The organism is Pseudomonas sp. GW821-FHT02C04, from assembly GCF_059421845.1.
Genome location: NZ_JBWKVT010000004.1, coordinates 176827 through 201840 on the forward strand (window position 1 = coordinate 176827; position 25014 = coordinate 201840).

The following is a 25014-nucleotide window of genomic DNA, read 5'->3' on the forward strand; positions in this document are numbered from 1 at the left end:
CCGACGCTGCGATCACAGCGCCGAAATTAACTCAAAATGATGAACAACATCTACAGGACAGCGAACGTGCCTTGCGCTTTTGCGACCAGTTTGTCGCCCTGCATCACGTCGGCTTCGACCACCAGCGTGCGCCGGCCCGGGTGGATCACCCGCGCCGTGCACATCACCTCGCCCTCGGAGACGGCGCGGATGTAGTTGATCTTGCACTCGATGGTCGCGCTCTGCTGGTCAAAGCCGTGGGTGCTGGAACAGGCCAGCCCCATGGCGATATCGACCAGACTGAACAGCGCGCCACCGTGCAGCTTGCCGCCGCGGTTGCGCAGTTCGGGTTCCAGCACCAGGGCGACTTGCGCCACCCCGGTTTCCAGGCTGTGCAGGCGGCAGCCCAACAGCTTGAAAAACGCGCTCTCGACGAGCCCGGCCGGAATTTCCATCAGCGTTTCTTCAACTGCTTGGCGTTGGCGAACAGCGATGCCATGGCGTTGTTGGCCGGAGCCGCCGGGGTGCTTTCCTTGCGCGGAGCCGAACCCTGCGACTGGCGTGGCGCCGAGCCTGGGCGCGCGCCACGGGCACCGTCGATTTTCTCGCCCGGAGTGTCGCTCATGCGCATCGACAGGCCGACGCGTTTGCGCGGGATGTCGACTTCCATGACCTTCACTTTCACCACGTCACCGGCCTTCACGGCTTCGCGCGGATCCTTGATGAACTTCTCCGACAGCGCCGAGATGTGCACCAGACCATCCTGATGCACGCCGATGTCGACGAACGCGCCGAATGCGGTCACGTTGGTCACCACGCCTTCGAGGATCATCCCCAGTTGCAGGTCCTTCAAGTCCTCGACGCCTTCCTGGAACTCGGCGGTCTTGAACTCCGGACGCGGGTCGCGGCCGGGTTTTTCCAGTTCCTGCAGGATGTCGGTGACGGTTGGCAGACCGAAGGTCTCGTCGGTGAATTTCTTCGGATCCAGACGCTTGAGGAACCCGGCGTCGCCGATCAGCGAGCGGATGTCGCGGTCGGTTTCAGCGGCGATGCGCTGCACCAGCGGATAGGCTTCCGGGTGAACCGCCGAGGAATCCAGCGGGTTGTCGCCGTTCATCACGCGCAGGAAGCCGGCGGCCTGTTCGAAGGTTTTCTCGCCCAGGCGAGCAACTTTCTTCAGCGCTGCACGGGTCTTGAACGCGCCGTGCTCGTCACGGTGAGTCACGATGTTCTGCGCCAGAGTCGCGTTGAGGCCGGAGATCCGCGCCAGCAGCGCCACGGACGCGGTGTTCACGTCCACGCCCACGGCGTTCACGCAGTCCTCGACCACGGCGTCCAGGCCGCGTGCCAGTTTCAGTTGCGACACGTCGTGCTGATACTGACCGACACCGATGGATTTCGGATCGATCTTCACCAGTTCGGCCAGTGGGTCCTGCAAGCGACGGGCGATGGACACGGCACCACGGATCGACACGTCCAGATCCGGGAATTCCTTCGCCGCCAGTTCCGATGCCGAGTACACCGATGCGCCGGCTTCGGAGACCATGACCTTGGTCATTTTCATCGCTGGATATTTTTTGATCAGCTCGATCGCCAGTTTGTCGGTTTCACGGCTGGCGGTGCCGTTGCCGATGGCGATCAGATCGACCGAGTGCTTGGCGCACAGGGCGGCCAGGATCGCGATGGTCTGATCCCACTTGTTGTGCGGCACGTGCGGGTAAACCGTGGCGTGATCCAGCAGTTTGCCGGTGGAGTCGACCACCGCGACCTTGCAGCCGGTGCGCAGGCCCGGGTCGAGGCCCAGGGTGGCGCGCGGGCCAGCCGGAGCGGCCAGCAGCAGGTCGTGCAGGTTGTGGGCGAACACGTTGATCGCTTCGGTTTCGGCGCCGTCGCGCAGCTCGCCGAGCAGGTCGGTTTCCAGGTGGGTGTAGAGCTTGACCTTCCAGGTCCAGCGCACCACTTCACCCAGCCATTTGTCGGCCGGACGGTTCTGGTTCTGGATGCCGACTTGCTGGCCGATCATGCCTTCGCACGGATGCATGGTGCCCGGCAGTTCATCGCCGACCTTCAGTGCGGAGCTGAGAATGCCTTCATTGCGGCCACGGAAAATCGCCAGCGCGCGGTGCGACGGCATGCTTTTCAGCGGTTCGTCGTGTTCGAAGTAATCGCGGAACTTGGCGCCTTCCTCTTCCTTGCCGGCGATCACGCGGGCACTGAGGGTGGCTTCCTGCTTCAGGTAAGTGCGCAGTTTTTCCAGCAGGTTGGCGTCTTCGGCGAAGCGCTCCATGAGGATGTACTTGGCGCCTTCCAGCGCAGCCTTGACGTCGGCCACGCCTTTTTCGGCGTCGATGAAGCGTGCGGCTTCGGCTTCCGGGGCCAGGCTCGGGTCGTTGAACAGACCGTCGGCCAGCTCGCCGAGGCCGGCTTCCAGGGCGATCTGGCCCTTGGTGCGGCGCTTCTGCTTGTACGGCAGGTACAAGTCTTCGAGGCGGGTCTTGGTGTCGGCGAGTTTGATTTCACGCTCCAGTTCAGGGGTGAGTTTGCCCTGCTCCTGGATGCTGGAAAGAATGCTGATGCGCCGTTCGTCGAGTTCTCGCAGGTAGCGCAGACGCTCTTCCAGATGACGCAGTTGAGTGTCATCGAGGCTGCCGGTCACTTCTTTCCGGTAACGGGCGATGAAGGGAACGGTAGAGCCTTCATCGAGTAGCGCGACGGCCGCTTCGACCTGTTGTGGGCGTACGCCGAGTTCCTCGGCGATGCGGCTGTTGATGCTGTCCATAAAACCACCTGACAAATTGTGAAAGCAGGCTCGCAGGCACGTAAATAAAGGCCCGGAGTCTGGTTGGGCGGCCTGACGCTTGCCGCTGCCTGGGTCAAAAGGCATCCCATTGACCCGTGAAATCGAACAATTACTGCGAGGGCCGGGAAAATAAGAGACGGCCACCTGCGGTAACGATTCAGACGTTGCCTGACACAAAAGGCCGCGCATTATAACCAGCGTTCTGTCATTCGGGGGCGACACAGTCTGTAGGCTCAAGCCCCGGTTTTCTGGCAGTGAAGGAAAAATCTGCTAACAATGCACACGGTGCGTATAACGGCAGCTACGCCATAATGCGCGCCGAGCTAAAAGGAGCATCCAATGAGCAGCACTGCACAAACTGCTGAAGGCGAAAAAATTCTTATTGTTGATGACGATCCGGGGCTGAGCAGCCTGCTGGAACGTTTCTTCGTCAGCAAGGGCTACCGTGCCCGCGCCGTACCGAATACCGAGCAGATGGATCGTCTGCTGTCGCGTGAAGTGTTCAATCTGGTCGTTCTCGACTTGATGCTGCCGGGCGAAGACGGCCTGACCGCTTGCCGTCGTCTGCGTGGCGCGAACAATCAGATCCCGATCATCATGCTCACCGCCAAGGGCGACGAACTGAGCCGTATCAAGGGCCTGGAACTGGGCGCCGACGACTACCTGGCCAAGCCGTTCAACCCGGACGAGTTGATGGCCCGCGTAAAAGCCGTGCTGCGCCGTCAGGCCGCACCGGTGCCGGGCGCGCCGGGCAGTGAAGAAGAAAACGTCACGTTCGGCGACTACGTGCTGTCCCTGGCCACCCGCGAACTCAAGCGCGGCGACGAAGTGCACATGCTCACCACCGGTGAGTTCGCTGTACTCAAGGCCCTGGTGATGAACGCCCGTCAGCCGCTGACCCGCGACAAGCTGATGAACCTGGCCCGTGGCCGGGAGTGGGATGCCCTGGAGCGTTCCATCGACGTGCAGATTTCCCGACTGCGCCGGATGATCGAACCCGATCCGTCCAAACCGCGCTACATCCAGACTGTCTGGGGCGTGGGTTATGTGTTCGTGCCGGATGGCAACTCCACCAAGTGACGGGTGATTTGTAGGAGCGAGTCTGTGGGGAGCGGTCAAAAATGCCGCCTCCGCAGACTCGTTATCCGCAATATGCGAGCATTGCTCGCTCCTGCAAGTGCGTAGCGGTTATCCATGAAAACCCCTGTCTGGTTTCCCCAAAGTTTCTTCTCCCGCACCCTCTGGCTGGTGCTCATCGTCGTATTGTTCTCAAAGGCACTGACCCTGGTTTATCTGCTGATGAACGAGGACGTGCTGGTGGACCGTCAATACAGTCACGGCGTCGCCCTGACGCTGCGTGCCTATTGGGCCGCCGATGAAGAGAACCGCGCGAAGATCGCCGATGCCGCGACCCTGATCCGGGTGGTCGGTGCCGGTGTGCCGGAAGGCGAACAGCACTGGCCGTACAGCGAAATCTACCAGCGGCAGATGCAGGCGGAACTGGGTGCCGACACCGAGGTTCGGCTGCGCATGCATTCGCCGCCGGCGTTGTGGGTGCGCGCGCCGAGCCTGGGTGATGGCTGGTTGAAAGTGCCGTTGTACCCGCATCCGTTGCGCGGCCAGAAAATCTGGAACGTACTCGGCTGGTTCCTCGCCATCGGGTTGCTCTCGACCGCGTCCGCATGGATCTTCGTCAGCCAGCTCAATCAGCCGTTGAAGCGTCTCGTGTATGCCGCGCGGCAACTAGGTCAGGGCCGCAGCGTACGCTTGCCGATCAGCGACACACCGAGCGAAATGACCGAGGTTTATCGCGCCTTCAACCAGATGGCTGAAGATGTCGAACAGGCCGGTCGTGAACGTGAACTGATGCTCGCCGGGGTTTCCCACGACCTGCGCACGCCGCTGACCCGTCTACGGTTGTCGCTGGAACTGATGGGTGACCGCACCGACCTGACCGACGACATGGTGCGCGACATTGAAGACATGGACGCGATTCTCGACCAGTTCCTCGCGTTCATTCGCGATGGTCGGGATGAGTCCGTGGAAGAGGTGGACCTGAGCGATCTGGTGCGCGAAGTCGCGGCGCCGTACAACCAGAGTGAAGAAAAGGTGCGCTTGCGTCTGGAGCCGATCCAGCCGTTTCCGCTGCGTCGGGTGTCGATGAAGCGCCTGCTGAACAACCTGATCGGCAACGCGTTGAACCATGCCGGCAGCGGCGTCGAGGTCGCGGCTTACGTGTCCGGTGACACCAGCGCGCCGTATGTGGTGCTGAGCGTGATGGACCGTGGCGCGGGGATTGATCCGTCGGAGCTAGAGGCGATCTTCAATCCGTTCACCCGTGGCGACCGTGCGCGGGGCGGAAAGGGTACCGGGTTGGGGCTGGCGATCGTGAAGCGGATTGCTTCGATGCATGGCGGCAATGTCGAGCTGCGCAACCGCTCCGGTGGCGGGCTGGAGGCGCGGGTGCGCTTGCCGCTGGGGTTGATGCTGCCGCGGGACGCGGTTTAAGTTTCAGGCGGCCTTGCGGCCGCCTGAGTCAAGGTTCATCCCTTGCCTTTGGTGCGTGTCATGTTCGGCCCGCCATTCTTCTCAAGGTGTTCGATGATGATCCCCGCCACGTTCTTGCCGGTGGTGGTCTCGATCCCTTCCAGGCCCGGCGACGAGTTCACTTCCATCACCAGCGGCCCGTGATTCGAACGCAGGATATCCACACCCGCCACCGCCAGGCCCATGACCTTGGCGGCGCGCAACGCGGTCATGCGCTCTTCCGGGGTGATCTTGATCAGGCTGGCGCTGCCGCCACGGTGCAGGTTGGAGCGGAATTCCCCTGGCTTGGCCTGACGCTTCATCGCCGCGATCACCTTGTCGCCGACCACAAAGCAGCGGATGTCGGCGCCGCCAGCCTCCTTGATGTATTCCTGCACCATGATGTTCTGCTTGAGGCCCATGAACGCCTCGATCACCGACTCCGCCGCCGTTGCGGTTTCGCACAGCACCACGCCGATGCCCTGGGTACCTTCCAGCACCTTGATCACCAGCGGCGCGCCGTTGACCATGTCGATCAGGTCGGGAATGTCGTCCGGCGAGTGGGCGAACCCGGTCACCGGCAAACCGATGCCCCGGCGTGACAGCAGTTGCAGCGAACGCAGCTTGTCCCGGGAACGGGCGATGGCCACCGATTCGTTGAGCGGAAACACCCCCATCATTTCGAACTGGCGCAGCACCGCGCAGCCATAAAACGTCACCGACGCGCCGATCCGCGGGATCACCGCATCGAAACCTTCCAGCGGCTTGCCGCGATAGTGGATCTGCGGCTTGTGGCTGGCGATGTTCATGTAGGCGCGCAAGGTGTCGATCACCACCATTTCATGCCCGCGCTCGGTGCCGGCTTCGACCAGACGACGGGTGGAATACAGACGCGGATTCCGCGACAGCACAGCGATCTTCATGCAACACCTGTGGAGGAGGTAGATACCGGGAACACCGGCTTGTCTTGTACATACTTGATGCCCGGATTGACCACCAACTGGCCGTCGATCAGGGCTTTGGAACCGAGCAACAGGCGATAGCGCATGGACTTGCGGCAGGCGAGGGTGAACTCGACCGGCCAGACCCGATCACCGAGGGCCAGGGTGGTGCTGATTACATAGCGCACCTGGGCCTGGCCGTTGGAACTCTTGATAGTCTTGCGGGTGACCAGCGGCGCTTCGCAACGCCGGTGGCGCAATTGCACCACCGTGCCCAGGTGCGCGGTGAAACGCACCCACTTCTCGCCGTCCCGCTCGAACGGCTCGATGTCGGTGGCGTGCAGGCTGGAGGTACTGGCACCGGTGTCGATTTTCGCCCGAAGGCCTGCGACTCCCAAACCCGGGAGCGCCACCCACTCGCGCAGACCGACAACGGTCAAATGGTCAAATGTCTTCAAAAAAATGCTCAACCGGTGAAAACCGATCAGCCCGCAGGGGGCCGGATTTGCGGTATTCACGCAGAATAGTGGTTAAAAGGCGACAGATATCTATGGCCCGGATTTGCGCGCTCTCAAGCACGCCCCGGAATGTGTGCATTGTAATCCGGGACAGCACAATTCATGGCACGACAGAAACGGTAGTACAGTTCATCAATATTTCAGAATGAGGAAATTCCATGGCACAAAAAAGCGAAGAGGACGACAAGGTCCGTCTCGACAAATGGCTGTGGGCTGCACGTTTTTTTAAAACCCGTGCCTTGGCCAAAGCCGCCATCGAAAGTGGCAAGGTGCATTGTCGGGGAGAGCGCTGCAAGCCTGGCAAAGAGCCACGCATCGGCGATGAATTCGAGATTCGCACCGGCTTCGATGAAAAGACTGTCGTGGTCCAGGCCCTGTCGATCGTGCGCCGTGGCGCGCCGGAAGCGCAGACGCTGTATGCGGAAACCGACGCCAGTATCGCCAAGCGCGAGGCGGCTGCGGCGATGCGCAAGGCGGGCGCGTTGGGTGTGACCACCGACGGTAAACCGAGCAAGAAACAGCGTCGGGACTTGTTTAAATTTCGTGGGAACAGTGGCAACGAATAAAAAATCGCAGCCTGCATGCACTTCCGAAGGAGCCGCCGCAGGCTGCGATCTTTTCAGGCGCAGCGAATTAGCGCAGCGCAACCACACTCATCCGCGAGACTAGCGGCAACTTGCCTGCCAGCCCGAAAATCGGCGCGGTAACCTTCAGCCAGAAGTTCGCTGCGTGATAGGCAAACGGGGTGTAGTAACCCCAGCCCAACGCCCACACCGCCAGCAGCAGGCCACCGATGTAATCGTCCTGTCCCCAGTGCGCACCGGCCACCAGCCGCGGCAACATGAACAGCAGCGCCAGACCCCAGATCGTCAGGAACTGGCCGGCGGAGCGACTGAAAACACCCATGAACAGCGCCCAGATCAACAGCACTGAAGCATGGTCACCAGGGAAACTCTGGCTCGAGCGATCCTTCAGCTCAAAGGTCTTCTCCAGATGCGGGAAGTAGTCGCTCATATGAACGGCGCCCTGGAGCACCATGGATGGGCTATTGTGCTGCCAGCCCATGTGGTCGGCGAATTTGGAAAACAGCGCGCGGATCACCACCATCAGCAGCAGGATCGAGAAAAATCCGAAGAAGGCGCGACGCACGTCAATCGCCTTGAACACCCAGTCGCCCTTGATCAGCAGCGTCAGCAGGATCAGTCCGACGACAACGTCGAACGGGCGCAGACTTGCAATTGCCCAGATGTGGAGCCATATGGGGTGGCTGGCCAGCGGTGCATTGAGTGAGCGGAACAGCCACTCGTCGAAAATCACACACAGCATCTGACCCGTAGGCCATAACCAGAAAGCCAGTAGTGCCAATGGCACTGCATTGCACAGAACCAGCCGGCCGAGGTTCCACCTTGATTGGAACAAACCCGGATTGTTCATAAAATGCCTCCCGTGGCTGAACATAGGCATCAAAATGGATGCCAGAAGCGCGGGATTTTCATTCTTTGTAACCTTTTTGTCATTAAAATCAGATACCTAGACCTATGACCGATTTCCTCGATACCGATTACACCCAACGCTTCATCTTCGATGACAGCGACACGCGCGGCGAACTGGTGTCGCTGGAACGCAGCTACGCCGAAGTGCTCGCCAAGCACCCGTATCCGGAGCCGGTTGCGCAACTGCTGGGCGAACTGATGGCGGCCGCGTCGTTGCTGGTGGGCACCCTGAAATTCGATGGCTTGCTGATTCTTCAGGCGCGCTCCGAAGGCCCGATCCCGCTGCTGATGATCGAGTGCTCCAGCGATCGCGAAATTCGTGGCCTGGCCCGTTATGAAGCCGACCTGATCGCCGCTGATGCGACCCTCTCCGACCTGATGCCCAACGGAGTGTTGGCGTTGACTGTCGATCCGACGGTGGGCCAGCGCTACCAGGGCATCGTCGACCTTGACGGCGAAACCCTGTCCGACTGCTTCACCAACTACTTCGTCATGTCCCAGCAGGTTGGCACCCGCTTCAAGCTGTGCGCCGACGGCCGTCGCGCCCGTGGCCTGCTGCTGCAGCAACTGCCTGCCGATCGCCTGAAAGACGAAGAAGAACGCGCCGCCAGCTGGCAGCACATCACCGCGTTGGGCAACACCCTGACCGCTGATGAACTGTTGAGCCTGGACAACGAAACGGTTCTGCATCGCCTCTACCATGAAGAGCAGGTCCGTCTGTTCGATGTGCAGACACTGCGCTTCCATTGCAGCTGCTCCCGCGAACGCTCGGGCAACGCACTGGTCAGCCTGGGTCTGGAAGATGCGCAGGCGCTGGTGGCCGAGCAAGGTGGCAAAGTCGAGATCGATTGCCAGTTCTGCAACCAGCGCTACCTGTTCGATGCGGCGGATATCGCTCAATTGTTCGCTGGCGCGGGCGTCGAGACGCCGTCAGATACCCGGCACTAAAACGGTTCAGCGCAGGTAAATTCACTGCTCAACGACGGAATAACGCCGTTACGACGGGAGGGCCCTACTCTTTTTGGGCTTTTCTGGCATAATCCGGCCCACTTTTTTCGCGGTAGTAGTGCACGACTTTCTACTACAAAACGTTTGGAGCACACTCGGCCACTGGCCGACGGGGAACCTCATGACGCAAGCCAATAACGCCGTGTACACCGATCTGAGTGTTGATGATCTGGTAAAAGAAGCCCTGAAACGCGGTGAAGGCGAGCTTGCCGATACCGGCGCTCTGGTTGTTCGCACCGGTCACCGCACCGGCCGTTCGCCAGTCGACCGTTTCATCGTTGAAGAGCCTTCCACCCAGGACGCAATCGCCTGGGGCCCGATCAACCGCAAGTTCCCGGCCGACAAGTTCGACGCCCTGTGGAGCCGCGTAGAAGCATTCAACAACGCGCAAGAGCATTTCGTTTCCCACGTGCATGTAGGCGCGGCCGAAGATCACTACCTGGCCGTGAAGATGACCACCCAGACTGCCTGGCAGAACCTGTTCGGTCGTTGCCTGTTCATCAACCCGGCCCAGTACAACCCGGCCGGTCGTGAAGAGTGGCAAGTGCTGAACGTGGCCAACTTCGAGTGCGTGCCTGAGCGTGACGGCACCAACTCCGACGGTTGCGTGATCCTCAACTTCGCACAGAAAAAAGTGCTGATCGCCGGCATGCGTTACGCCGGTGAAATGAAGAAAGCCATGTTCTCGGTGCAGAACTTCCTGCTGCCGGCCGCTGACGTGCTGCCAATGCACTGCGCTGCCAACATCGGCGAAGAGGGCGACGTGACCCTGTTCTTCGGTCTGTCCGGCACTGGCAAGACCACCCTGTCCGCCGACGAAAGCCGTTACCTGATCGGTGACGACGAACACGGCTGGGGTGAAGGCGTTGTCTTCAACATCGAAGGCGGCTGCTACGCCAAGTGCATCGACTTGTCCGAGAAGAACGAGCCGGTCATCTGGAAAGCCATCAAGCACGGCGCTGTGCTGGAAAACGTCGTGATCGACGACGCCAAGCACGCCGACTACGCCGATGTCAGCCTGACCCAGAACAGCCGCGCAGCCTACCCGCTGGAGCACGTTGCCAAGCGTTCCGAGAAGAACCTGGGCGGCGAGCCGAACGCTGTGATCTTCCTGACTTGCGACCTGACCGGCGTACTGCCGCCAGTGTCGATCCTGAACAACGAGCAGGCGGCCTACCACTTCCTGTCCGGCTACACCGCACTGGTGGGCTCGACTGAAATGGGTTCGGGCAGCGGCATCAAGTCGACTTTCTCCACCTGCTTCGGCGCACCGTTCTTCCCGCGTCCGGCTGGCGAATACGCTGAGCTGCTGATCAAGCGCATCAAGGGCTTCGGCTCCAAGGTCTACCTGGTCAACACCGGCTGGACCGGCGGTGGCTACGGCGTCGGCAAACGCTTCAACATCCCGACCACCCGCGCCGTGATCGCAGCGATCCAGAGCGGTGCACTGATCGGTGCCGAAACCGAACACCTGGACACCATCAACCTGGACGTGCCACTGGCCGTACCGGGCGTCGAAACCAACCTGCTCAACCCACGCAACACCTGGGCTGACAAGGCTGCGTACGACGAAGCTGCCAAAGCACTGGCCGGTCTGTTCATCGAGAACTTCAAGAAGTTCGACGTGAGCGACGCGATCAAGGCTGCCGGGCCTAAGTTGTAAGACTGGGTTCTGGTGAATGAAAAAGCCGCCTCTTGTGGGCGGCTTTTTTGTGGGTGATGGGTTGGATGTCATCATCAGACCAACTGCCATTATTCCCGCAGAGTTCGCGTTAAACAGCCAGAATAATGCCACTTAAGAAGCCGTGAGTTCTAAACGCCGCTCTTTTTCTCTTCAGCCTTCATAGCCATTGCCGCCTGGTATGCAGTACTCGCAGCATCTCCACAGCATCAACTTTGATTGTGTAGATGATGTAGTAGTTTGGGGTGACAACTATTTCGCGGGTGTCTTGCGCGATCCCTCTTTTGTATAAAGCTGGGTGCTGGCGGACGCTTTCTCCCTTCGATTCGAAAAGTTCATCGAGCCTAATCGCTGCAACGGGATTTTCCTGTCCGATACGCTCCATGATGTTGTCTCGGTCATCCAGCGCCTCTTGGCGCCAGACCAACCTCATCAACGTACTCGCTGACGCAGGGCATCACGCTTGGCGGCAAATATCCTGCGAGCGTCTTCATCGCTGACGCTGGGTCTTGGGTCATCAATGCTGATTTGTACCTGTTGCTTGACCCATTCTTCATACGCAGCGGCTTCATGAGCTTGTTTCATCGCTTCGGCGCGATCAGGGCGGGCATAGGTTTTTATTTGAAGAGGGTCATAACTGGAGGCGTCCACATCGAAGTGATTGATACCCACTCCTTGTAGGTAGGTCACCAGTGTTTCGAACCGCTTGAACAGCCGCACCTGGCCACTGCGTTGTGCTGCCAGTGAATACTCTTTGCTTCCTTGCTGAACTTGAATCGACCAGCCACCGGGCTTGGCGACGATATGTGCGCTACTGATCGAACCGTTCTCAAACAGTCGCGTGAGAGTGCTGTGATCAATGGTTTCAGTGGTCATGAAAGCAAGCCCTTGGTTGAACAATGGCTCCCATCGTACGCAATCAATAATAGTTTGCAAAATTCAGGCCCTTAAGTTTTGCGCCGGAAATGGCAGCGTCAGTGTTCGAAATAGAGGCAGGCAGTTCTAGCCATGAACACGCCTGCCCGAGGAGTTCGTTAGGCCGGGGCTTTCCAACTGAGCATTTTCTGCTGGGCGACTTGCAGCAGGTCATAGCCGTCTTTGGTCAGCAGGTAGAGGGCGTGGGTGATGTGCGGGATGTCTTCAACGTCGGCGTGTTTGAAGCAGAGGCAGTAGAGGGTTTGCAGCAGGTCGCTTGAGGCGCGCAGGCGCTGGACGGCGCATTCGAGGATGTCTTGCGGGTTGGCATCGGTGTCGATGACCAGAGGCTTGGTATCGGTGAGGTTAGAGTCGAGTGGGCGGTAGTGATCGGAGTGGAACTCGTTCCATGATTTCATTTTTTCTATCTCTGTAGGCATCGATGAACCGCTGCTACCGTGACCAAGCGGTGGAGGCGGACTGTGTTCAAGTTGGTCAAACCGGCAGAGATAACCCGGTACGCCGAAGCGTCCCAAACACAGCCCGCCATAAAGCGTGCCGACAGAAAGAGGTCGGCAGCATACAAGGGCATGTATCAGTTATCTCTGTTTTTCAGGTGACCAAACCTGAATCGCTGATTGGGCAGCGACAGTCACAACTATAGGTTTTGGCCCACCGGCGCCGATAGAAGACAAGGCGCCGCTGCGTGTAGGAACGGGATGCAGATTCGGGCAGGCCGTTCCTACAGATCAATCACGGTTTTCAACGAATCGCCCGATACCCTTCAACATCCAGCACACTCGTCGTCAGACCGGTCGCCGGGGTGTAGATCGTGCCTTTCACCGTCGAGAACGGGACGCCTTTGCTGCCCAGCGACACGTAGCGTTCACCCTGATCCAGTTCGGTGAACCAGGTGTAGGAGCACTTCTCCATGGCTTTGTATTTCGCTGCCGCGTTGACGATGGCGGCGGTGTGGTTTCGCAGGGTGGCGTCGGTGAGGTTGAGGTTTTTGTCGAGCACGGTGCCCCAGCGTTTCAGGCAGACCTCGGCAAAGTGACGGACGATGAGGCCGGGTTCGGCCAGCACTTTGGGACCACTGTTGCCATCGGCGGCGGCGTTGCCGACCAGGGTGGCGTGACGGCCGGGCATGGGGAAGATGCTGGTTTTGGTGCCGGTCGCGGTTTGCGGGATGACGCAGCTGAAGCCCTTGGAGCGTTCGTCCCGTGCATAGAAACCCACGTACTCTTTTACGTTGTAATTGAGCTTCACCCGGTGTTCCTGAAAGTTACCAATGCCCGGCACCGGGTCAATGGCAAAGATATTCACCGGAATACTTTTCAACGCACTGTCGTTGAACATGGCATTGGCCAGCATGTGGCAACTAATACCGCCACGGCTCCAGCCCACCAGATTGACTTTTGTTGGAATAACACCGTCCTTGCGGAACGTTTTAATGATCTGCTCCTGTAACTTTTGTTGCGTCACACTACGGTCGCCATAGTTGTATTTTCGCCACAGCCACGAACCTTCGACTTTTACATCTTCGATCGGAATTCCCGCAGCCTTGAGGCGGTTATATTCCGCTTCGGTCAGTTGCTCACGCTGCCAGTCGCATCGGCCTTTGATGATGTTCATCGCGTGCTGGACGTTTTCCTCCCAGCCCTTGCCGAACAGGGTTCCGCTGAGGCCGTAGTCCTTGGATCGGGTGAACAGTTCATCGGCCTGCAGGTTGCTGGTGCCGGGACCGTCGACCACGATCCATTCGGCGAACTCACGACCGGCGTGATGGGAGGCCAGTGTGGAGACCAATTCGCCATCCCAATAGTTTTCGTGGGCGTTATCGAACTTTGTCGAACCTGTACCGCAAAAGAAAATAGTCAGCGTAGTCATGTTGTTGCTCTGGGTTGATGTAAGAGCAAACAGGCTAGTTCTGAACTTTGCGGTAATGGAAGCGACGGGTTGTTGCGAACTTTGTAAGTTTGGCTGGCGGTGTTAGTTGTTCATTCGTTGTCTGGCAACTTCCAGCAAGTCACAGCCGTCCTGCGTCAACAAATAAAGCGCATTGACGATGTTGGGGATGTCTTTCACGTCAGCCTGTTTAAAACACAAGCAGTAAAGAGTTTCCAGCAGATCGCTGGCGGCACGCAGGCGTTGATCGGCAGCATTGAGCAGATCCCCAGGTTTGGCTTCGGTGTCGATGACCATGACCGGGATGTCGCCGTCGCAGGTTTTGAGAGGGCGAAAACGAATATTCAGCGGTTTGAACATGTTCATGATTGGGGCGTGTCCTTTACGAAGTCGCGTCGGTGGGCCGACACAGTGTTTTCAGCCGCGCCGGCCACTATAGAAGGGCGCCATCGAGTGGGACAAGACAGCCACAATGGACAGGATTCGTAGGGGTTTTTCCGGGGTTCGGGCATTTGCCCTACGCGTTTTTGCGGCGTTTTCACAGCCAAACCCTGAGGAGAGAAATTTCCCACGTGTTTGTCGGGCGATTCCCGGTAAACCTCTGTATGGTGCGCGCCAGAATCCGTAGGGCGTTTCCAGACGTCCGACACACGCTTAAAGGGAATTAGGTATGCAGTGGCTACGAATGGCCTCGATCATTTTGCTGTGGGCCAGTGGTTGTCGTTTGACGGTGGCCTCCGATACGGGCAATGGGCTGGCGCTTGCCAATCTGGAGCGCAGCGGCTGGCCTGACGCACTCACCACTCAGGCCAGCATCGACACAGCCTCCCGCGCTGAGGTACTGATCTTCGGCAAGGCCCTGCTGGCGAGTGAAGCCCTGGACGAACCGGGACTCAAGCAACGATTGGGCGTGCAGCAAGTGCAGCTCAAGTCGATCAGACAAGTGCGCGACAGTCTGTGGGATCGCTTGCTCAACACCTACCGCAACGCCAGCCAGAATTGCGACGAGCAAGCGTTTTGCCCACGGGTGCGCAGCGTCGCCGACTTGCGTCAACTGGCAGCAGCGTTCACGGGTGATATCAGCCCGGCCCATGCACTGTGGGCGAGCAAGAGCCTGGACGTGCATGAGCGAGTGTTGGATGAGCAATTGCGGGTAGCCGTGTTGCGTCCATAGCCCCGCTTTCACGACGTTGGCGAAAGGTTAGAGGTCGTCGGGTATCATCTCGTATCGATTTGCCCCCCGACCTTTTCTCGACTCGCTGCGAGCGCCCGCTAGGCTGTTGGCATCACAGCGGTCAACGGAGTGACAGCGAATGCACAACACCCTGGAACAGGTTTTCGGTTATCCACAGTTTCGACCCGGTCAGGAAGCGGCAATCAGCGCCGTGCTCGCCGGGCGTTCGGCGGCGGCGATTTTCCCCACGGGCTCCGGCAAATCCCTTTGCTACCAGGTGCCGGCTCTCCTGCTGCCACACCTGACGCTGGTGGTCTCGCCGTTGCTCGCGCTGATGCAGGATCAGCTTGAGTTCTTGCGTCGTCATGGCATTTCCGCAGGCAGCATCGATTCTGCACAGAGTCGCGAAGACGCCAATGATGTGATGGCCCGTGCCCGTTCGGGCGAACTGAAGATCCTGATGATTTCCGTGGAGCGCTTGAAGAACGAGCGCTTTCGCAACTTTTTGCAGCAGGTGCCGATCTCGCTGCTGGTGGTGGATGAGGCGCACTGCATCTCCGAATGGGGCCACAACTTCCGGCCCGACTACCTCAAGCTGCCGGACTACCAGCGCCAGTTCAATATCCCGCAAACCTTACTGCTGACCGCCACGGCAACGCCGAAAGTCATCGCCGACATGCAGGTGAAATTCGCCATCGCTGCCGAGGATGTGGTGACCACCGGTTTCTATCGGCCCAACCTCAATCTGCTGGTCGAGCCGGTGCGTGGTGAGGACAAGCGTCGACGGCTGGTGCAGTGGATGACCGAGCGTGCGGGTCAGCCGAGCATCGTCTACGTCACCCTGCAGAAAACCGCCGAGCACATCGCCGAACATCTGGGGCGCAATGGCATTCAGGCCGAGGCTTATCACGCCGGGCTGCCCCACGAACAACGGGAAGCGATCCAGAAGCGCTTCATGGGCGGGCAGTCCAATTGCATCGTCGCGACCATCGCATTCGGCATGGGCATCGACAAGAGTGACATCCGCAATGTGGTGCATTTCGACCTGCCCAAATCCATCGAAAACTACAGCCAGGAAATCGGTCGTGCCGGGCGTGACGGGCAACCATCCGACTGCCTGGTGCTGGCCAACCGCGACAGCCTCAATGTGCTGGAAAACTTCGTGTACGGCGACACGCCGGAGCGCGACGGCATTCGTCATGTGCTGGACGAGTTGCAGGCCGCTGCGCCTGAGGGTCAGTGGGAGTTTTTGCTCGGGCCGCTGGCGGATCAGAGCAACATTCGTGCGCTGCCATTGAAGACGTTGCTGGTGCAACTGGAGCTGCGAGGGTTGATTGCCCCGCGCTACGCGTACTACGCCGAATACCGTTTCAAGTACCTGCTGGAACCCGAGGCGTTGCTTGAGCGTTTCGAGGGTGAGCGAAGGGATTTCGTCGCGGCGATCATCCAGACTTCGAGCCGCGCGCGGACCTGGGCCACGGTGAATTTCGAGGCGATGTACACGCAGTATTCGGCCGAGCGCAATCGTGTGGTGAAGGCGCTGGATTACTTCCAGGAGAAAGGCTGGGTCGAGCTGGAAAGCAAACAGATGACCGAGGTCTACAACGTTCTTCACAGTGCCTTCGACAGCCAGGTCTTGAGTAGCGAGTTGCATGAATACTTCTCCCGCCACGAACAGACCGAAGTGGCGCGGATTCACGCCATGCTCGAATTGTTCGCCACCGAGCGGTGCCTGGGCTATCGACTGGCGGAGTACTTTGGTGATCACAATGCCCCCGAGCAGTGCGGGCATTGCTCGGTGTGTCACGGGCAGATTGCCCGGCTCCCGGCGCCTCCGGAATTGCCGGCGCTTGTGGATAAAAGTTTCCCGGCGTTGTGCGGCGATTTTATCCACAGGCATGAGCAGCAGACAGGCAGTGCGCCTTCAGCGGAGCGGCTGACGCGTTTTCTGTGCGGGATCAGTGTGCCGCTGTTCACCAAGCTCAAGGCGCGGACCATTTCCGGGTATGCGGCGCTGGAGGCGTATCCCTACGCAGACGTGCGGGCTTGGGCTCAGGCGCATCTCTGAAGCATTGAATCCATTTGCTGAATGTCGATCATCACAGCAATAAACTTCAAAAATACCCGTTGGCTGACTATGGTGAAGGCTGTCTTTGGATCTCCAACAAGAGAACAACAATGAGCCAGACATCCTTCGAAATTCGGCAGGCCGCCGTGATCGGCGCCGGCACCATGGGGCGTGGCATTGTCATGTGCCTGGCCAACGCCGGCGTGTCAGTGCAATGGGTCGATAACAATCCACAAATGCTTGAGCAGGCGCTGAAGACGGTGGCCGATACCTATGCGCACAACGTGCGTCAGGGGCGGATCGATCAGGCCGAGGCCGATGCGCGAATCGGCCGGATCAGTGCGGCGGCGGATTATGTGGCGATCCGCAATGTCGACCTGGTGATCGAAGCGGTGTACGAGAATCTCGAACTCAAGCAGAAGATCTTCCGTGAGCTCGATGGCTTGCTGAAACCCGAAGCCCTGCTGGCAAGCAACACTTCGGCACTGGACATCGATGCGATTGCCGCCGCGACACGACGGCCGACGCAAGTGCTGGGTCTGCATTTCTTCAGCCCGGCGCACATCATGAAATTGCTGGAAATCGTCCGTGGTGCGCAAACCTCGCCAGCCGTGCTTGAGGCTGCACTCGAGCTGGGCAAGCGTATGGGCAAGGTCAGTGTGGTGTCGGGCAACTGCCACGGATTCATCGGCAATCGCATGCTCCATCCTTACGTGCTCGAGGCGCGCAAGATGCTGCTTGAGGGGGCCTGGCCGCAGCAGATCGACGCAATATTGCAGGGCTTCGGTTTTGCCATGGGGCCGTTTCGCATGTACGACGTGGTCGGCATCGATCTTGAGTGGCGTGCTCGTGAGCTGGCCGGCAAGGGCCAGGATGCTCCAGAGGTTCAGGTGGATAACCGCTTGTGCGAGTTGGGTCGGTTCGGGCAGAAGTCTGGCAATGGTTACTACCACTACGAACCGGGCAGTCGTCAGGCCGAACATGATCCCGAGGTGGATGCACTGGTGTTGAGCGTCAGTGAAGGTCTGGGGTTTCATCGCCGTGAGATCGGATCTGAGGAGATCCTTGAGCGCTGTCTTCTGGCGCTGGTCAACGAGGGCGCGAAAATTCTGCAGGAAGGGATTGCCGAGTCGGCGCATGACATCGATCAGGTGTACCTGTATGGCTACGGCTTCCCGGCTGAGAGAGGCGGGCCGATGGCCTGGGCGGACGATCAGGGGCTGGCAGACATTCACAAGCGGCTGCTGGCGCTGGAAACACGACAGGGTGATCAATGGCGGCCGGCGCAACTGATTGGCGAGCTGGCGGCACGAGGCAAAGGTTTTTACCTTTAGACTGGGCCGATCACTCAAGGAATCGACACTGATGTCCAACCCGATGCCGCAACGCGCCGATTACCCACATTTCCAGCCGATCACCACGCGCTGGCATGACAACGATGCCTACGGCCACGTCAACAACGTCACCTACTACAGCTTTTTCGATACGGCCGTGAACACCTACCTGATTCAGGTGGGTGGCCTGGATATCCACGATGGGGAGGTGGTGGGGTTTGTGGTGAGTTCGTCTTGCGATTACTTCGCCTCGATTGCATTCCCGGACTTGATCGAAGTTGGCTTGCGGGTTGGCAAACTGGGCAACAGTTCAGTGCAATACGAGCTGGCTGTGTTCAAGGCTGGCGAGCATGAAGCCTGTGCGGCGGGGCGTTTCGTGCATGTGTTCGTTGATCGTGCATCGAATCAGCCGGTGGCGATCCCTGCGGGGTTACGCGGAGCGCTGGAACGGCTGGCGGTTTGACAGGCAAAAAAAATCGCAGCTCGGGGGAGCTGCGATCTGGCTGTACCGGCAATGAGGTCAAGCCTCAGTCGCGGTAGTAGCGGTGATGCTTGCGATGGCCATAGGCGTGGCCACGACCACGGTGGTCGTCGCGGTAGTAGCGACCACGGTCACGGCCGCGATCGTAATTGCGGTCTTCGCGATTACTCTCGTTGCCCATGTAGTTCCCCAGCGCGCCACCGGCGCCGCCACCCGCTGCGGCGCCAATCAGGCTGCCGGTGGTGCCGCCCATGCTGCGGCCAACCACGTTACCGCCGGCTGCGCCCAACGCACCGCCAATGGCCGCTTCGCCACGGCTGTGTTTGTTGGCGCCCACCGCGCTACCACCCGCGCCGCCCAGGGCCGCGCCAATGGTTGAACCTGTGCTGCCGCCTAAAGACTGACCGACGACCGAGCCAAGAACCCCGCCCAATGCGCCGCCCACACCTGCTTCGGTGGTGCCTCCGGCAGAAGCGAAGCCACTGACCAGGCCAAGGGACAACAAGAGAATCTGGGAGAACTTCATAGAGGAGCCTCAAAGGGATGACGGCGCGATCCTGAGGCTGTGTAACAAGGCTGACAATCGAAATCCGACGAATAACACGACTTGTATACAATTATGCAAGTTGCTGATTTTTGGGCGGAACTTAACTGATTTTGGCCGGTCTTTAGCTACTTCACAAAGGCCGCTTTTATACAAAAGCGGCCTTTTTTGTGGGCGCTGAAAAGTTTGGTGTCAGGCCGACCTGGCCATGATCAGCCCTGTCTCGCTCGCCGCTTCCAACCGGATCGCGATGAACTTCGACGTCGGCGTATGGCTGCCGTCCCCGGTGCTTTCGAGCGGCACCAGCGGGTTCACCTCAGGGTAATAAGCCGCCGCTTGTCCCGCCGGAATATCGAACGCCAGTAGTGTGAAGCCTTTCACGCGACGCTCACGGCCATCGTCCCACAGCGACACGATGTCAGCCTTCTGCCCAGGCTTGAAGCCCAGACGGATGATGTCCGCCTCGTTGGCGAACAGCACGTCACGCTGTCCCTTCACCCCGCGATAACGATCGTCGAGACCATAAATCGTGGTGTTGTACTGATCGTGGGAGCGCATCGATTGCAAGATCAGATCCGGCAGTTGGCCGGTGGCGCGAGTGCGCTCGTGGATCAGGTCCTTGGGCAGCATGTTCGGCTTGAAGTTGGCCCGGCCCGACGTGGTGTTCCACTTGCGTGCACCGGCACTGTTGCCGAGGTAGAAACCGCCCGGGTTCTTGACCTTCTCGTTGAAGTCCTTGAAGCCCGGAATGGTGTCGGCGATCAGCTCGCGGATGCGCCGGTAATCGGCCACCAGCCAGTTCCAGTCCACCGGTTTGCTGCCCAGGGTCGCGGCGGCAATGCCGGCAATGATCGACGGCTCCGAGCGCATCTGGTTCGACAGCGGCTGCAACTGGCCGTTGGAGGCGTGCACCATGCTGAACGAGTCTTCCACGGTGACGGCCTGCGGGCCTTCGGTCTGGATGTCGATGTCGGTACGACCCAGGCACGGCAGGATCAATGCGTCTTTGCCGTGGGCCAGGTGGCTGCGATTGAGCTTGGTGCTGATCTGCACGGTCAGGTCGCAGTTGCGCAGGGCCTGGAAGGTGCGCGGGCTGTCCGGTGTGGCCTGGGCAAAGTTGCCGCCCAGACCGATAAACACTTTGGCCCGACCTTCGGCCATCGCATGGATCGCTTCGACCACGTTGTGCCCGTTGTGGCGCGGCACCTTGAACTGGAAGCGACGCTCCAGGGAGTCGAGAAACGCCACCGGCGGACGCTCGTTGATGCCCATGGTGCGGTCGCCCTGCACGTTACTGTGGCCGCGCACCGGGCACAGACCGGCGCCGGGCTTGCCGATGTTGCCGCGCAGCAGCATCAGGTTGGCGATTTCCTGAATGGTCGGTACCGAATGGCGGTGCTGGGTGATGCCCATCGCCCAGCACATGATCACGTTCTTGCCCTTGGCGTACATGCGCGCCGCTTGCTCGATTTCAACCAGCGTCAGGCCGGACTGCGCAACGATCTGCTCCCACGGCGTGTCATCGACGACACCGAGATATTCCAGCACGTTGACGCTGTGTTCATTGAGGAAGTCGTGATCGAACACCGCCGGCGCACCGGCCTTCTGAGCATCGCGTTCCCATTGCAGCAGGAACTTGGCCATGCCGCGCAGCACCGCCATGTCACCGCCCAATGCCGGGCGGAAGTACGCGGTGTTGGTCGGCTTGTCGCCGTTGGTGAGCATTTCGATCGGGTGCTGCGGATGCTGGAAGCGTTCCAGGCCACGCTCTTTAAGCGGGTTGATACACACCACCTGAGCGCCGCGTTTCACCGCTTCACGCAGCGGTTCGAGCATGCGCGGGTGGTTGGTGCCGGGGTTCTGGCCCCAGACGAAAATCGCATCGGCGTGTTCGAAGTCGTCGAAGGTCACGGTGCCTTTGCCGACACCGACGCTTTGCGCCAGCGCCACGCCGCTGGCTTCGTGGCACATGTTCGAGCAGTCGGGGAAATTGTTGGTGCCGTAAGCGCGCACGAACAGTTGATACAGGTAGGCGGCTTCATTGCTGGCGCGGCCCGAGGTGTAGAACTCGGCCAGGTCCGGACTCGGCAGGGCTTGCAGGTGCTTGCCGATCAGCGCGTAGGCATCGTCCCAGCTGATCGGCTTGTAGCGATCGGTTTCGGCGTCATACACGACCGGCTCGGTCAGACGACCCTGATATTCGAGCCAGTAGTCGCTCTGCTCCAGCAGCGAGGTGACGCTGTGTTTGGCGAAGAACTTGCCGTCCACCCGACGTTTGGTCGCTTCCCAGTTCACCGCTTTGGCGCCGTTCTCGCAGAACTTGACCATGCCGCTTTCCGGCGAGTCGCCCCACGCGCAGCCCGGGCAGTCGAAGCCGCCGTTCTGGTTGGTCTTGAGCATCATGCGCAGGTTCTTCAGCGCGTTGTCACTGGTCAACCAGGCCTGGGCCACGCTGATCAATGCGCCCCAGCCGCCGGCTGCGCCCTTGTAGGGCTTGTAGCGCGGGACGGGTTTCTGGTCGGCTTGATGGTGTTGGCTCACGAGTGTTTCTCCATTTCTGGGCTATACACCCGCGGCGCGTTTTTCTGCGGCAGGTGGATGAGATTGAGGTTGTGGCGGCGGGCCCATTGCACGGCGAGGCCGGTGGGCGCGGACAGACTGACGAGGGTCTGGATCCCGGCGCGCAGGACTTTCTGGATCAATTCGAGGCTGCAACGGCTGGTGACAATCGCCAGGCCGCCGGCTGTGGATATCTTTTGCCGGATCAGGCCGCCGATCAGTTTGTCGAGGGCGTTGTGCCGGCCGATGTCTTCGCGGCCCAGCAGCAATTCACCGCTGGCGTTCATGAATACCGCCGCGTGCACCGCTCCGCAATGCTGGCCCAGCGGCTGGAACGCACCGATGCGCTGGCGCAAACCGTCGAGCCATTCAATCGGCGGCAAAGGAGCGCCGGGCAAGACCTTGAGATCGGGCAGCGCCTGTTCCACCGCTTCTACGCCGCACAGCCCGCAACCGCTGGTGCCGGCCAGTTGCCGACGCTGCTGCTTGAGATTCCAGAAGGCGCGGTTGGCGATGGTCACCTGGGCGTATTGCGCCGAGCCCGAACCGGTCAGTTGCAGGTCGTAGATGTCCGAGGCGTCTTCGATGATGCCGCTGCCCAGGCTGAAGCCGACGATGAAGTCTTCGAGGTCGGTTGGCGTCACCAGCATCACGGCCTGGCTGATGCCGTTGTAGGCAATCGCCAAGGCGACTTCCTCGGCCAGCGCGGTGCTGGCCGACTCCGCCAGGGGCAGGTCGCTGTAGCTGTAGGTCTGACTGGCGGCGGGCGCGGGCGTTTCGAGTGCAGGCGCCGCGCAGGCCGGGCGCTTGGCGTTCATGGCATCACCGACGGATTGATCAACGTTAAGACTAGGCGCGGCAACTTGTCGCGTCTAATCGCTAGTGTCGATCTATCGATAGATGCCGTCGATCAAGCGGCCGCTGGCGATTTCTGATACAGCGCGAAACAGGCCTCGGCCAGTGCCGAGCGCGGGGCGCCGCGGCGCATGATCAGGCCCAGCCGGGCGAGGGTCTGGGCGTTTTCGATCGGTTGCAGGCGCAGGTGATCGGTGAGGCGTTCGAGGCCGCCGTCCAGTGGCATGATCGCGCAGCAGAATCCGCCGTGCACAGCTTGTAACAATTGATGCACGGCGTCGGTCTGCAACAGTGGCCGCGGTGTCAGGCCACGGCTGTGGAAGTTGTGGTCGATGGACTGGCGAAAGTGCATGCCGCTGGTGAGCATGCCCAGCGGCAGTTCGATCAGCGCCTGCCAGCTCAGTGGTGCATCGCCGAAGCTGAAGGAGCGCTGGTCGTAAAGCAGGCCCATGCGGGTTTCGTCGAACGCCAGGGATTCGAAACGTTCGTTATCGAGGCGGTCCAGATACGAGACGCCGATGTCGATCCGGTTGTCCGCCAGTTGTTCGAGGATCTGCTCCGAACTCAGTGCCGACAATTCGAAGCGCAGTTCCGGGTGTGCAGCGTGCAGGCGTTGCATCAACGGCAGCGGATCAAAACTCGACAGCGGCACCACTCCCAGGCGCAAGGTGCCGATCAGGTTGCCGCGACAGGCTGCCGCTTCCGCTTGCAAGCCGTCGTAAGCCGCCAGCACCGTACGCGCCCAGGCCAGCACTCGCTCACCTGGCGCGGTGAAACCTTCGAAGCGCTGGCCGCGATTGACCAGCGGCAGATCGAGTTCTTCTTCGAGGCTGCGCAGGCGCATTGATAGAGTCGGCTGGGTGATGTGGCAGCGGGCGGCGGCCTGGCCGAAATGGCGGGTTTCGTCGAGGGCGATGAGGAATTTCAGCTGCTTGATGTCCATCTTCGCTCCGGGGCGCTGGCAAGGGTGGGCGATTCTACCGCTTGCGCGGCGACAGGGTCATTGGTCGGTCTGGAACCGGGTTGGTTTGTGGTGGTCTAGGCTTGGGCGTCTGGAACTTAAATCAAGGAGTGTGCGCTATGAGTCTTTTGAGCTTTGTAAAAGAGGCCGGTGAGAAGCTGATCGACCTGCTGACCCCCGGTAACGCCAATGCCAGCGAGCAATTGAAGGAACACATCAGCAAGGTCGGGTTGGGTAACCCGAATGTTCAGGCGACGGTGGATGGCGACAAGGTGACGGTCACCGGCGAGGTGGCGAGCCAGGAAGAGAAAGAGAAGATTCTGCTGGCGGTGGGCAATATTGAAGGCGTCGGCAGTGTCGATGACCAGATCACAGTCACTGGGCCGGTGGTGACTGCCGCACGTTTCGTGGTGGTGAAAAAGGGCGACACCCTCAGCGCGATTTCCCTGGCGGTGTATGGCAATGCCAACCAGTACAACAAGATTTTCGAGGCCAACAAGCCGCTGCTCAAGGACGTGAACAAGATCTATCCGGGGCAGACGCTGCGTATTCCTGAGTAACAACAGACTTGCAGGAGCTGCCTCGGCAGCTCCTGCAACGTTCAGAGTCCTGCTATCAAGTCCCGATAATCTTCGACTGCGACAAACTCCGCCGTGTCCTTCGGTCCCTTGCAACTATCCGGTTCCTTTACGGCCAACAGATGCGCCACACCAAAGTCCCGTGCACTGCGCAGGATCGGCAGGGTGTCGTCGATGAACAGGCTGCGCGCCGGGTCGAAACCGATATCGGCCTGCAAGGCATCCCAGAACTGCGGGTTCTCCTTGGGAAAGCCGTAATCGTGGGAGCTGATCAGCCGCTCGAAGTACGGCGCCAGTTCAACCCGTTCCAGTTTCAGCGACAGCGAATCGCGGTGCGCGTTGGTGATCATCACCACGCGTTTACCGGCCCGTTTGATCGCGGCCAGAAAAGTGTCGGCGTCCGGGCGCAGGGCAATCAGGTGGGCGGTTTCCAGCTTCAGCTCGCGCACCGACAGCTTCAATTCCGTGCTCCAGAAGTCCAGGCAATACCACTGCAATTGACCGGCATGACGTTCGAACAACGGCTGCAATTCCATTTCCGCCATGGCCCGGCTCACGCCATGCAGTTCGGCGTAGCGCTGCGGCAAGTGTTCCAGCCAGAAATGGTTGTCGAAGTGCAGATCCAGCAACGTGCCGTCCATGTCGAGCAGAACGGTATCGATGTCGGACCACGGTAATGAAGGCATGGCAA

At 60.0% G+C, this 25014-nt stretch carries 25 protein-coding genes; 10 read left to right on the plus strand and 15 right to left on the minus strand.

The window, feature by feature from the left end:
• Positions 1 to 50 precede the first annotated feature (50 nt).
• Together AC07VV_RS16460 and AC07VV_RS16465 are read right to left on the minus strand one after the other, a co-directional pair.
• Positions 51 to 434 carry a PaaI family thioesterase gene (locus AC07VV_RS16460; RefSeq protein ID WP_085712709.1) on the minus strand — a complete coding sequence of 128 codons (384 nt, stop codon included), beginning with the start codon at positions 432 to 434 and terminating at the stop codon, positions 51 to 53.
• Positions 434 to 2758, minus strand: a complete 2325-nt coding sequence (locus AC07VV_RS16465) for a Tex family protein (protein ID WP_495036830.1) — start codon at positions 2756 to 2758, stop codon at positions 434 to 436. Before AC07VV_RS16465 ends, AC07VV_RS16460 begins: the two co-directional genes overlap by 1 nt.
• A 360-nt stretch (positions 2759 to 3118) precedes the next feature.
• Between AC07VV_RS16465 and ompR the strand changes: the two genes are divergently transcribed.
• Both ompR and AC07VV_RS16475 read left to right on the plus strand, forming a co-directional pair.
• Positions 3119 to 3859, plus strand: coding sequence for an osmolarity response regulator transcription factor OmpR (ompR, locus tag AC07VV_RS16470; protein WP_007952694.1), 741 nt, complete (start codon positions 3119 to 3121; stop codon positions 3857 to 3859).
• Positions 3860 to 3973: 114 nt separating this feature from the next.
• The gene (locus tag AC07VV_RS16475; RefSeq protein WP_096821905.1) at positions 3974 to 5287 is read left to right on the plus strand and encodes an ATP-binding protein; all 1314 of its coding nucleotides are present in this window, start codon (positions 3974 to 3976) and stop codon (positions 5285 to 5287) included.
• Positions 5288 to 5322: 35 nt separating this feature from the next.
• On the opposite strand, the gene rimK is transcribed toward AC07VV_RS16475, so the two are convergent.
• Together rimK and rimB are read right to left on the minus strand one after the other, a co-directional pair.
• Positions 5323 to 6228 carry a 30S ribosomal protein S6--L-glutamate ligase gene (rimK, locus tag AC07VV_RS16480; protein WP_007949201.1) on the minus strand — a complete coding sequence of 302 codons (906 nt, stop codon included), beginning with the start codon at positions 6226 to 6228 and terminating at the stop codon, positions 5323 to 5325.
• A complete protein-coding gene (rimB, locus tag AC07VV_RS16485; protein ID WP_102620599.1) occupies positions 6225 to 6704 on the minus strand; it encodes a retropepsin-like aspartic endopeptidase RimB in 480 nt (159 codons plus the stop codon). The genes rimK and rimB overlap by 4 nt, the downstream gene beginning before the upstream one ends.
• Before the next feature lie 218 nt (positions 6705 to 6922).
• Here rimB and AC07VV_RS16490 point away from each other — a divergent pair, with 218 nt between their 5' ends.
• The gene (locus AC07VV_RS16490) at positions 6923 to 7330 is read left to right on the plus strand and encodes an RNA-binding S4 domain-containing protein (RefSeq protein ID WP_495036831.1); all 408 of its coding nucleotides are present in this window, start codon (positions 6923 to 6925) and stop codon (positions 7328 to 7330) included.
• Between the two features lie 67 nt (positions 7331 to 7397).
• Here the strand turns inward: AC07VV_RS16490 and AC07VV_RS16495 are convergent, their stop codons facing one another.
• On the minus strand, positions 7398 to 8198 hold the full coding sequence (locus AC07VV_RS16495; RefSeq protein WP_495036832.1) for a phosphatase PAP2 family protein: 801 nt from the start codon (positions 8196 to 8198) through the stop codon (positions 7398 to 7400).
• A 104-nt stretch (positions 8199 to 8302) separates the two neighbouring features.
• On the opposite strand from AC07VV_RS16495, the gene hslO reads away from it, so the two are divergent.
• Positions 8303 to 9205, plus strand: coding sequence for an Hsp33 family molecular chaperone HslO (gene hslO / locus AC07VV_RS16500; RefSeq protein ID WP_495036833.1), 903 nt, complete (start codon positions 8303 to 8305; stop codon positions 9203 to 9205).
• A 181-nt stretch (positions 9206 to 9386) separates the two neighbouring features.
• Positions 9387 to 10928 (plus strand): phosphoenolpyruvate carboxykinase, encoded by a 1542-nt coding sequence (locus AC07VV_RS16505; protein WP_495036834.1) that lies wholly within the window; start codon positions 9387 to 9389, stop codon positions 10926 to 10928.
• A gap of 178 nt (positions 10929 to 11106) precedes the next feature.
• On the opposite strand, the gene AC07VV_RS16510 is transcribed toward AC07VV_RS16505, so the two are convergent.
• From AC07VV_RS16510 to AC07VV_RS16530, 5 genes are all read right to left on the minus strand, one after another.
• Positions 11107 to 11379: a type II toxin-antitoxin system RelE/ParE family toxin gene (locus AC07VV_RS16510; protein ID WP_114881019.1), complete on the minus strand. Its 273-nt coding sequence runs from the start codon at positions 11377 to 11379 to the stop codon at positions 11107 to 11109.
• A complete protein-coding gene (locus AC07VV_RS16515) occupies positions 11379 to 11822 on the minus strand; it encodes a hypothetical protein (RefSeq protein WP_134825142.1) in 444 nt (147 codons plus the stop codon). The genes AC07VV_RS16510 and AC07VV_RS16515 overlap by 1 nt, the downstream gene beginning before the upstream one ends.
• A 158-nt stretch (positions 11823 to 11980) precedes the next feature.
• The gene (locus tag AC07VV_RS16520; RefSeq protein WP_495036835.1) at positions 11981 to 12280 is read right to left on the minus strand and encodes a hypothetical protein; all 300 of its coding nucleotides are present in this window, start codon (positions 12278 to 12280) and stop codon (positions 11981 to 11983) included.
• Between the two features lie 343 nt (positions 12281 to 12623).
• Positions 12624 to 13751, minus strand: a complete 1128-nt coding sequence (locus AC07VV_RS16525; RefSeq protein WP_495036836.1) for a hypothetical protein — start codon at positions 13749 to 13751, stop codon at positions 12624 to 12626.
• Positions 13752 to 13853: 102 nt separating this feature from the next.
• Positions 13854 to 14135 (minus strand): hypothetical protein, encoded by a 282-nt coding sequence (locus AC07VV_RS16530; protein ID WP_495036837.1) that lies wholly within the window; start codon positions 14133 to 14135, stop codon positions 13854 to 13856.
• Positions 14136 to 14439: 304 nt separating this feature from the next.
• Here AC07VV_RS16530 and AC07VV_RS16535 point away from each other — a divergent pair, with 304 nt between their 5' ends.
• From AC07VV_RS16535 to AC07VV_RS16550, 4 genes are all read left to right on the plus strand, one after another.
• Positions 14440 to 14943, plus strand: coding sequence for a polysaccharide deacetylase (locus AC07VV_RS16535; protein WP_495036838.1), 504 nt, complete (start codon positions 14440 to 14442; stop codon positions 14941 to 14943).
• 139 nt (positions 14944 to 15082) lie between these two features.
• Positions 15083 to 17011, plus strand: coding sequence for a RecQ family ATP-dependent DNA helicase (locus AC07VV_RS16540; protein ID WP_495036839.1), 1929 nt, complete (start codon positions 15083 to 15085; stop codon positions 17009 to 17011).
• A 110-nt stretch (positions 17012 to 17121) separates the two neighbouring features.
• Positions 17122 to 18345, plus strand: a complete 1224-nt coding sequence (locus tag AC07VV_RS16545) for a 3-hydroxyacyl-CoA dehydrogenase (protein WP_495036840.1) — start codon at positions 17122 to 17124, stop codon at positions 18343 to 18345.
• 31 nt (positions 18346 to 18376) lie between these two features.
• A complete protein-coding gene (locus tag AC07VV_RS16550; RefSeq protein ID WP_096821918.1) occupies positions 18377 to 18808 on the plus strand; it encodes an acyl-CoA thioesterase in 432 nt (143 codons plus the stop codon).
• Positions 18809 to 18872: 64 nt separating this feature from the next.
• Here the strand turns inward: AC07VV_RS16550 and AC07VV_RS16555 are convergent, their stop codons facing one another.
• The 4 genes from AC07VV_RS16555 to AC07VV_RS16570 form a co-directional block, all read right to left on the minus strand.
• A complete protein-coding gene (locus tag AC07VV_RS16555; protein WP_248738654.1) occupies positions 18873 to 19352 on the minus strand; it encodes a glycine zipper domain-containing protein in 480 nt (159 codons plus the stop codon).
• 210 nt (positions 19353 to 19562) lie between these two features.
• Positions 19563 to 21911 carry an FdhF/YdeP family oxidoreductase gene (locus tag AC07VV_RS16560; protein WP_096821920.1) on the minus strand — a complete coding sequence of 783 codons (2349 nt, stop codon included), beginning with the start codon at positions 21909 to 21911 and terminating at the stop codon, positions 19563 to 19565.
• Positions 21908 to 22747: a formate dehydrogenase accessory sulfurtransferase FdhD gene (fdhD, locus tag AC07VV_RS16565; RefSeq protein ID WP_007952649.1), complete on the minus strand. Its 840-nt coding sequence runs from the start codon at positions 22745 to 22747 to the stop codon at positions 21908 to 21910. Before fdhD ends, AC07VV_RS16560 begins: the two co-directional genes overlap by 4 nt.
• Positions 22748 to 22839: 92 nt before the next feature.
• Positions 22840 to 23727, minus strand: a complete 888-nt coding sequence (locus AC07VV_RS16570) for a LysR family transcriptional regulator (RefSeq protein WP_495036841.1) — start codon at positions 23725 to 23727, stop codon at positions 22840 to 22842.
• A gap of 137 nt (positions 23728 to 23864) precedes the next feature.
• Here AC07VV_RS16570 and lysM point away from each other — a divergent pair, with 137 nt between their 5' ends.
• Positions 23865 to 24305, plus strand: coding sequence for a peptidoglycan-binding protein LysM (gene lysM, locus AC07VV_RS16575; RefSeq protein ID WP_495036842.1), 441 nt, complete (start codon positions 23865 to 23867; stop codon positions 24303 to 24305).
• A gap of 41 nt (positions 24306 to 24346) precedes the next feature.
• Here lysM and yrfG read toward each other — a convergent pair whose 3' ends face one another.
• The gene (gene yrfG, locus AC07VV_RS16580; protein ID WP_495036843.1) at positions 24347 to 25009 is read right to left on the minus strand and encodes a GMP/IMP nucleotidase; all 663 of its coding nucleotides are present in this window, start codon (positions 25007 to 25009) and stop codon (positions 24347 to 24349) included.
• Positions 25010 to 25014: the final 5 nt, after the last annotated feature.

Excerpts from the sequence above, each read along its gene's own strand:
- AC07VV_RS16460 (WP_085712709.1), bottom strand. The coding sequence starts at position 434 with ATGGAAATTCCGGCCGGGCTCGTCGAGAGCGCGTTTTTCAAGCTGTTG.
- AC07VV_RS16465 (WP_495036830.1), bottom strand. The coding sequence starts at position 2,758 with ATGGACAGCATCAACAGCCGCATCGCCGAGGAACTCGGCGTACGCCCA.
- ompR (WP_007952694.1), top strand. The coding sequence starts at position 3,119 with ATGAGCAGCACTGCACAAACTGCTGAAGGCGAAAAAATTCTTATTGTT.
- AC07VV_RS16475 (WP_096821905.1), top strand. The coding sequence starts at position 3,974 with ATGAAAACCCCTGTCTGGTTTCCCCAAAGTTTCTTCTCCCGCACCCTC.
- rimK (WP_007949201.1), bottom strand. The coding sequence starts at position 6,228 with ATGAAGATCGCTGTGCTGTCGCGGAATCCGCGTCTGTATTCCACCCGT.
- AC07VV_RS16490 (WP_495036831.1), top strand. The coding sequence starts at position 6,923 with ATGGCACAAAAAAGCGAAGAGGACGACAAGGTCCGTCTCGACAAATGG.
- AC07VV_RS16495 (WP_495036832.1), bottom strand. The coding sequence starts at position 8,198 with ATGAACAATCCGGGTTTGTTCCAATCAAGGTGGAACCTCGGCCGGCTG.
- hslO (WP_495036833.1), top strand. The coding sequence starts at position 8,303 with ATGACCGATTTCCTCGATACCGATTACACCCAACGCTTCATCTTCGAT.
- AC07VV_RS16505 (WP_495036834.1), top strand. The coding sequence starts at position 9,387 with ATGACGCAAGCCAATAACGCCGTGTACACCGATCTGAGTGTTGATGAT.
- AC07VV_RS16510 (WP_114881019.1), bottom strand. The coding sequence starts at position 11,379 with ATGAGGTTGGTCTGGCGCCAAGAGGCGCTGGATGACCGAGACAACATC.
- AC07VV_RS16515 (WP_134825142.1), bottom strand. The coding sequence starts at position 11,822 with ATGACCACTGAAACCATTGATCACAGCACTCTCACGCGACTGTTTGAG.
- AC07VV_RS16520 (WP_495036835.1), bottom strand. The coding sequence starts at position 12,280 with ATGAAATCATGGAACGAGTTCCACTCCGATCACTACCGCCCACTCGAC.
- AC07VV_RS16525 (WP_495036836.1), bottom strand. The coding sequence starts at position 13,751 with ATGACTACGCTGACTATTTTCTTTTGCGGTACAGGTTCGACAAAGTTC.
- AC07VV_RS16530 (WP_495036837.1), bottom strand. The coding sequence starts at position 14,135 with ATGAACATGTTCAAACCGCTGAATATTCGTTTTCGCCCTCTCAAAACC.
- AC07VV_RS16535 (WP_495036838.1), top strand. The coding sequence starts at position 14,440 with ATGCAGTGGCTACGAATGGCCTCGATCATTTTGCTGTGGGCCAGTGGT.
- AC07VV_RS16540 (WP_495036839.1), top strand. The coding sequence starts at position 15,083 with ATGCACAACACCCTGGAACAGGTTTTCGGTTATCCACAGTTTCGACCC.
- AC07VV_RS16545 (WP_495036840.1), top strand. The coding sequence starts at position 17,122 with ATGAGCCAGACATCCTTCGAAATTCGGCAGGCCGCCGTGATCGGCGCC.
- AC07VV_RS16550 (WP_096821918.1), top strand. The coding sequence starts at position 18,377 with ATGTCCAACCCGATGCCGCAACGCGCCGATTACCCACATTTCCAGCCG.
- AC07VV_RS16555 (WP_248738654.1), bottom strand. The coding sequence starts at position 19,352 with ATGAAGTTCTCCCAGATTCTCTTGTTGTCCCTTGGCCTGGTCAGTGGC.
- fdhD (WP_007952649.1), bottom strand. The coding sequence starts at position 22,747 with ATGAACGCCAAGCGCCCGGCCTGCGCGGCGCCTGCACTCGAAACGCCC.
- AC07VV_RS16570 (WP_495036841.1), bottom strand. The coding sequence starts at position 23,727 with ATGGACATCAAGCAGCTGAAATTCCTCATCGCCCTCGACGAAACCCGC.
- lysM (WP_495036842.1), top strand. The coding sequence starts at position 23,865 with ATGAGTCTTTTGAGCTTTGTAAAAGAGGCCGGTGAGAAGCTGATCGAC.
- yrfG (WP_495036843.1), bottom strand. The coding sequence starts at position 25,009 with ATGCCTTCATTACCGTGGTCCGACATCGATACCGTTCTGCTCGACATG.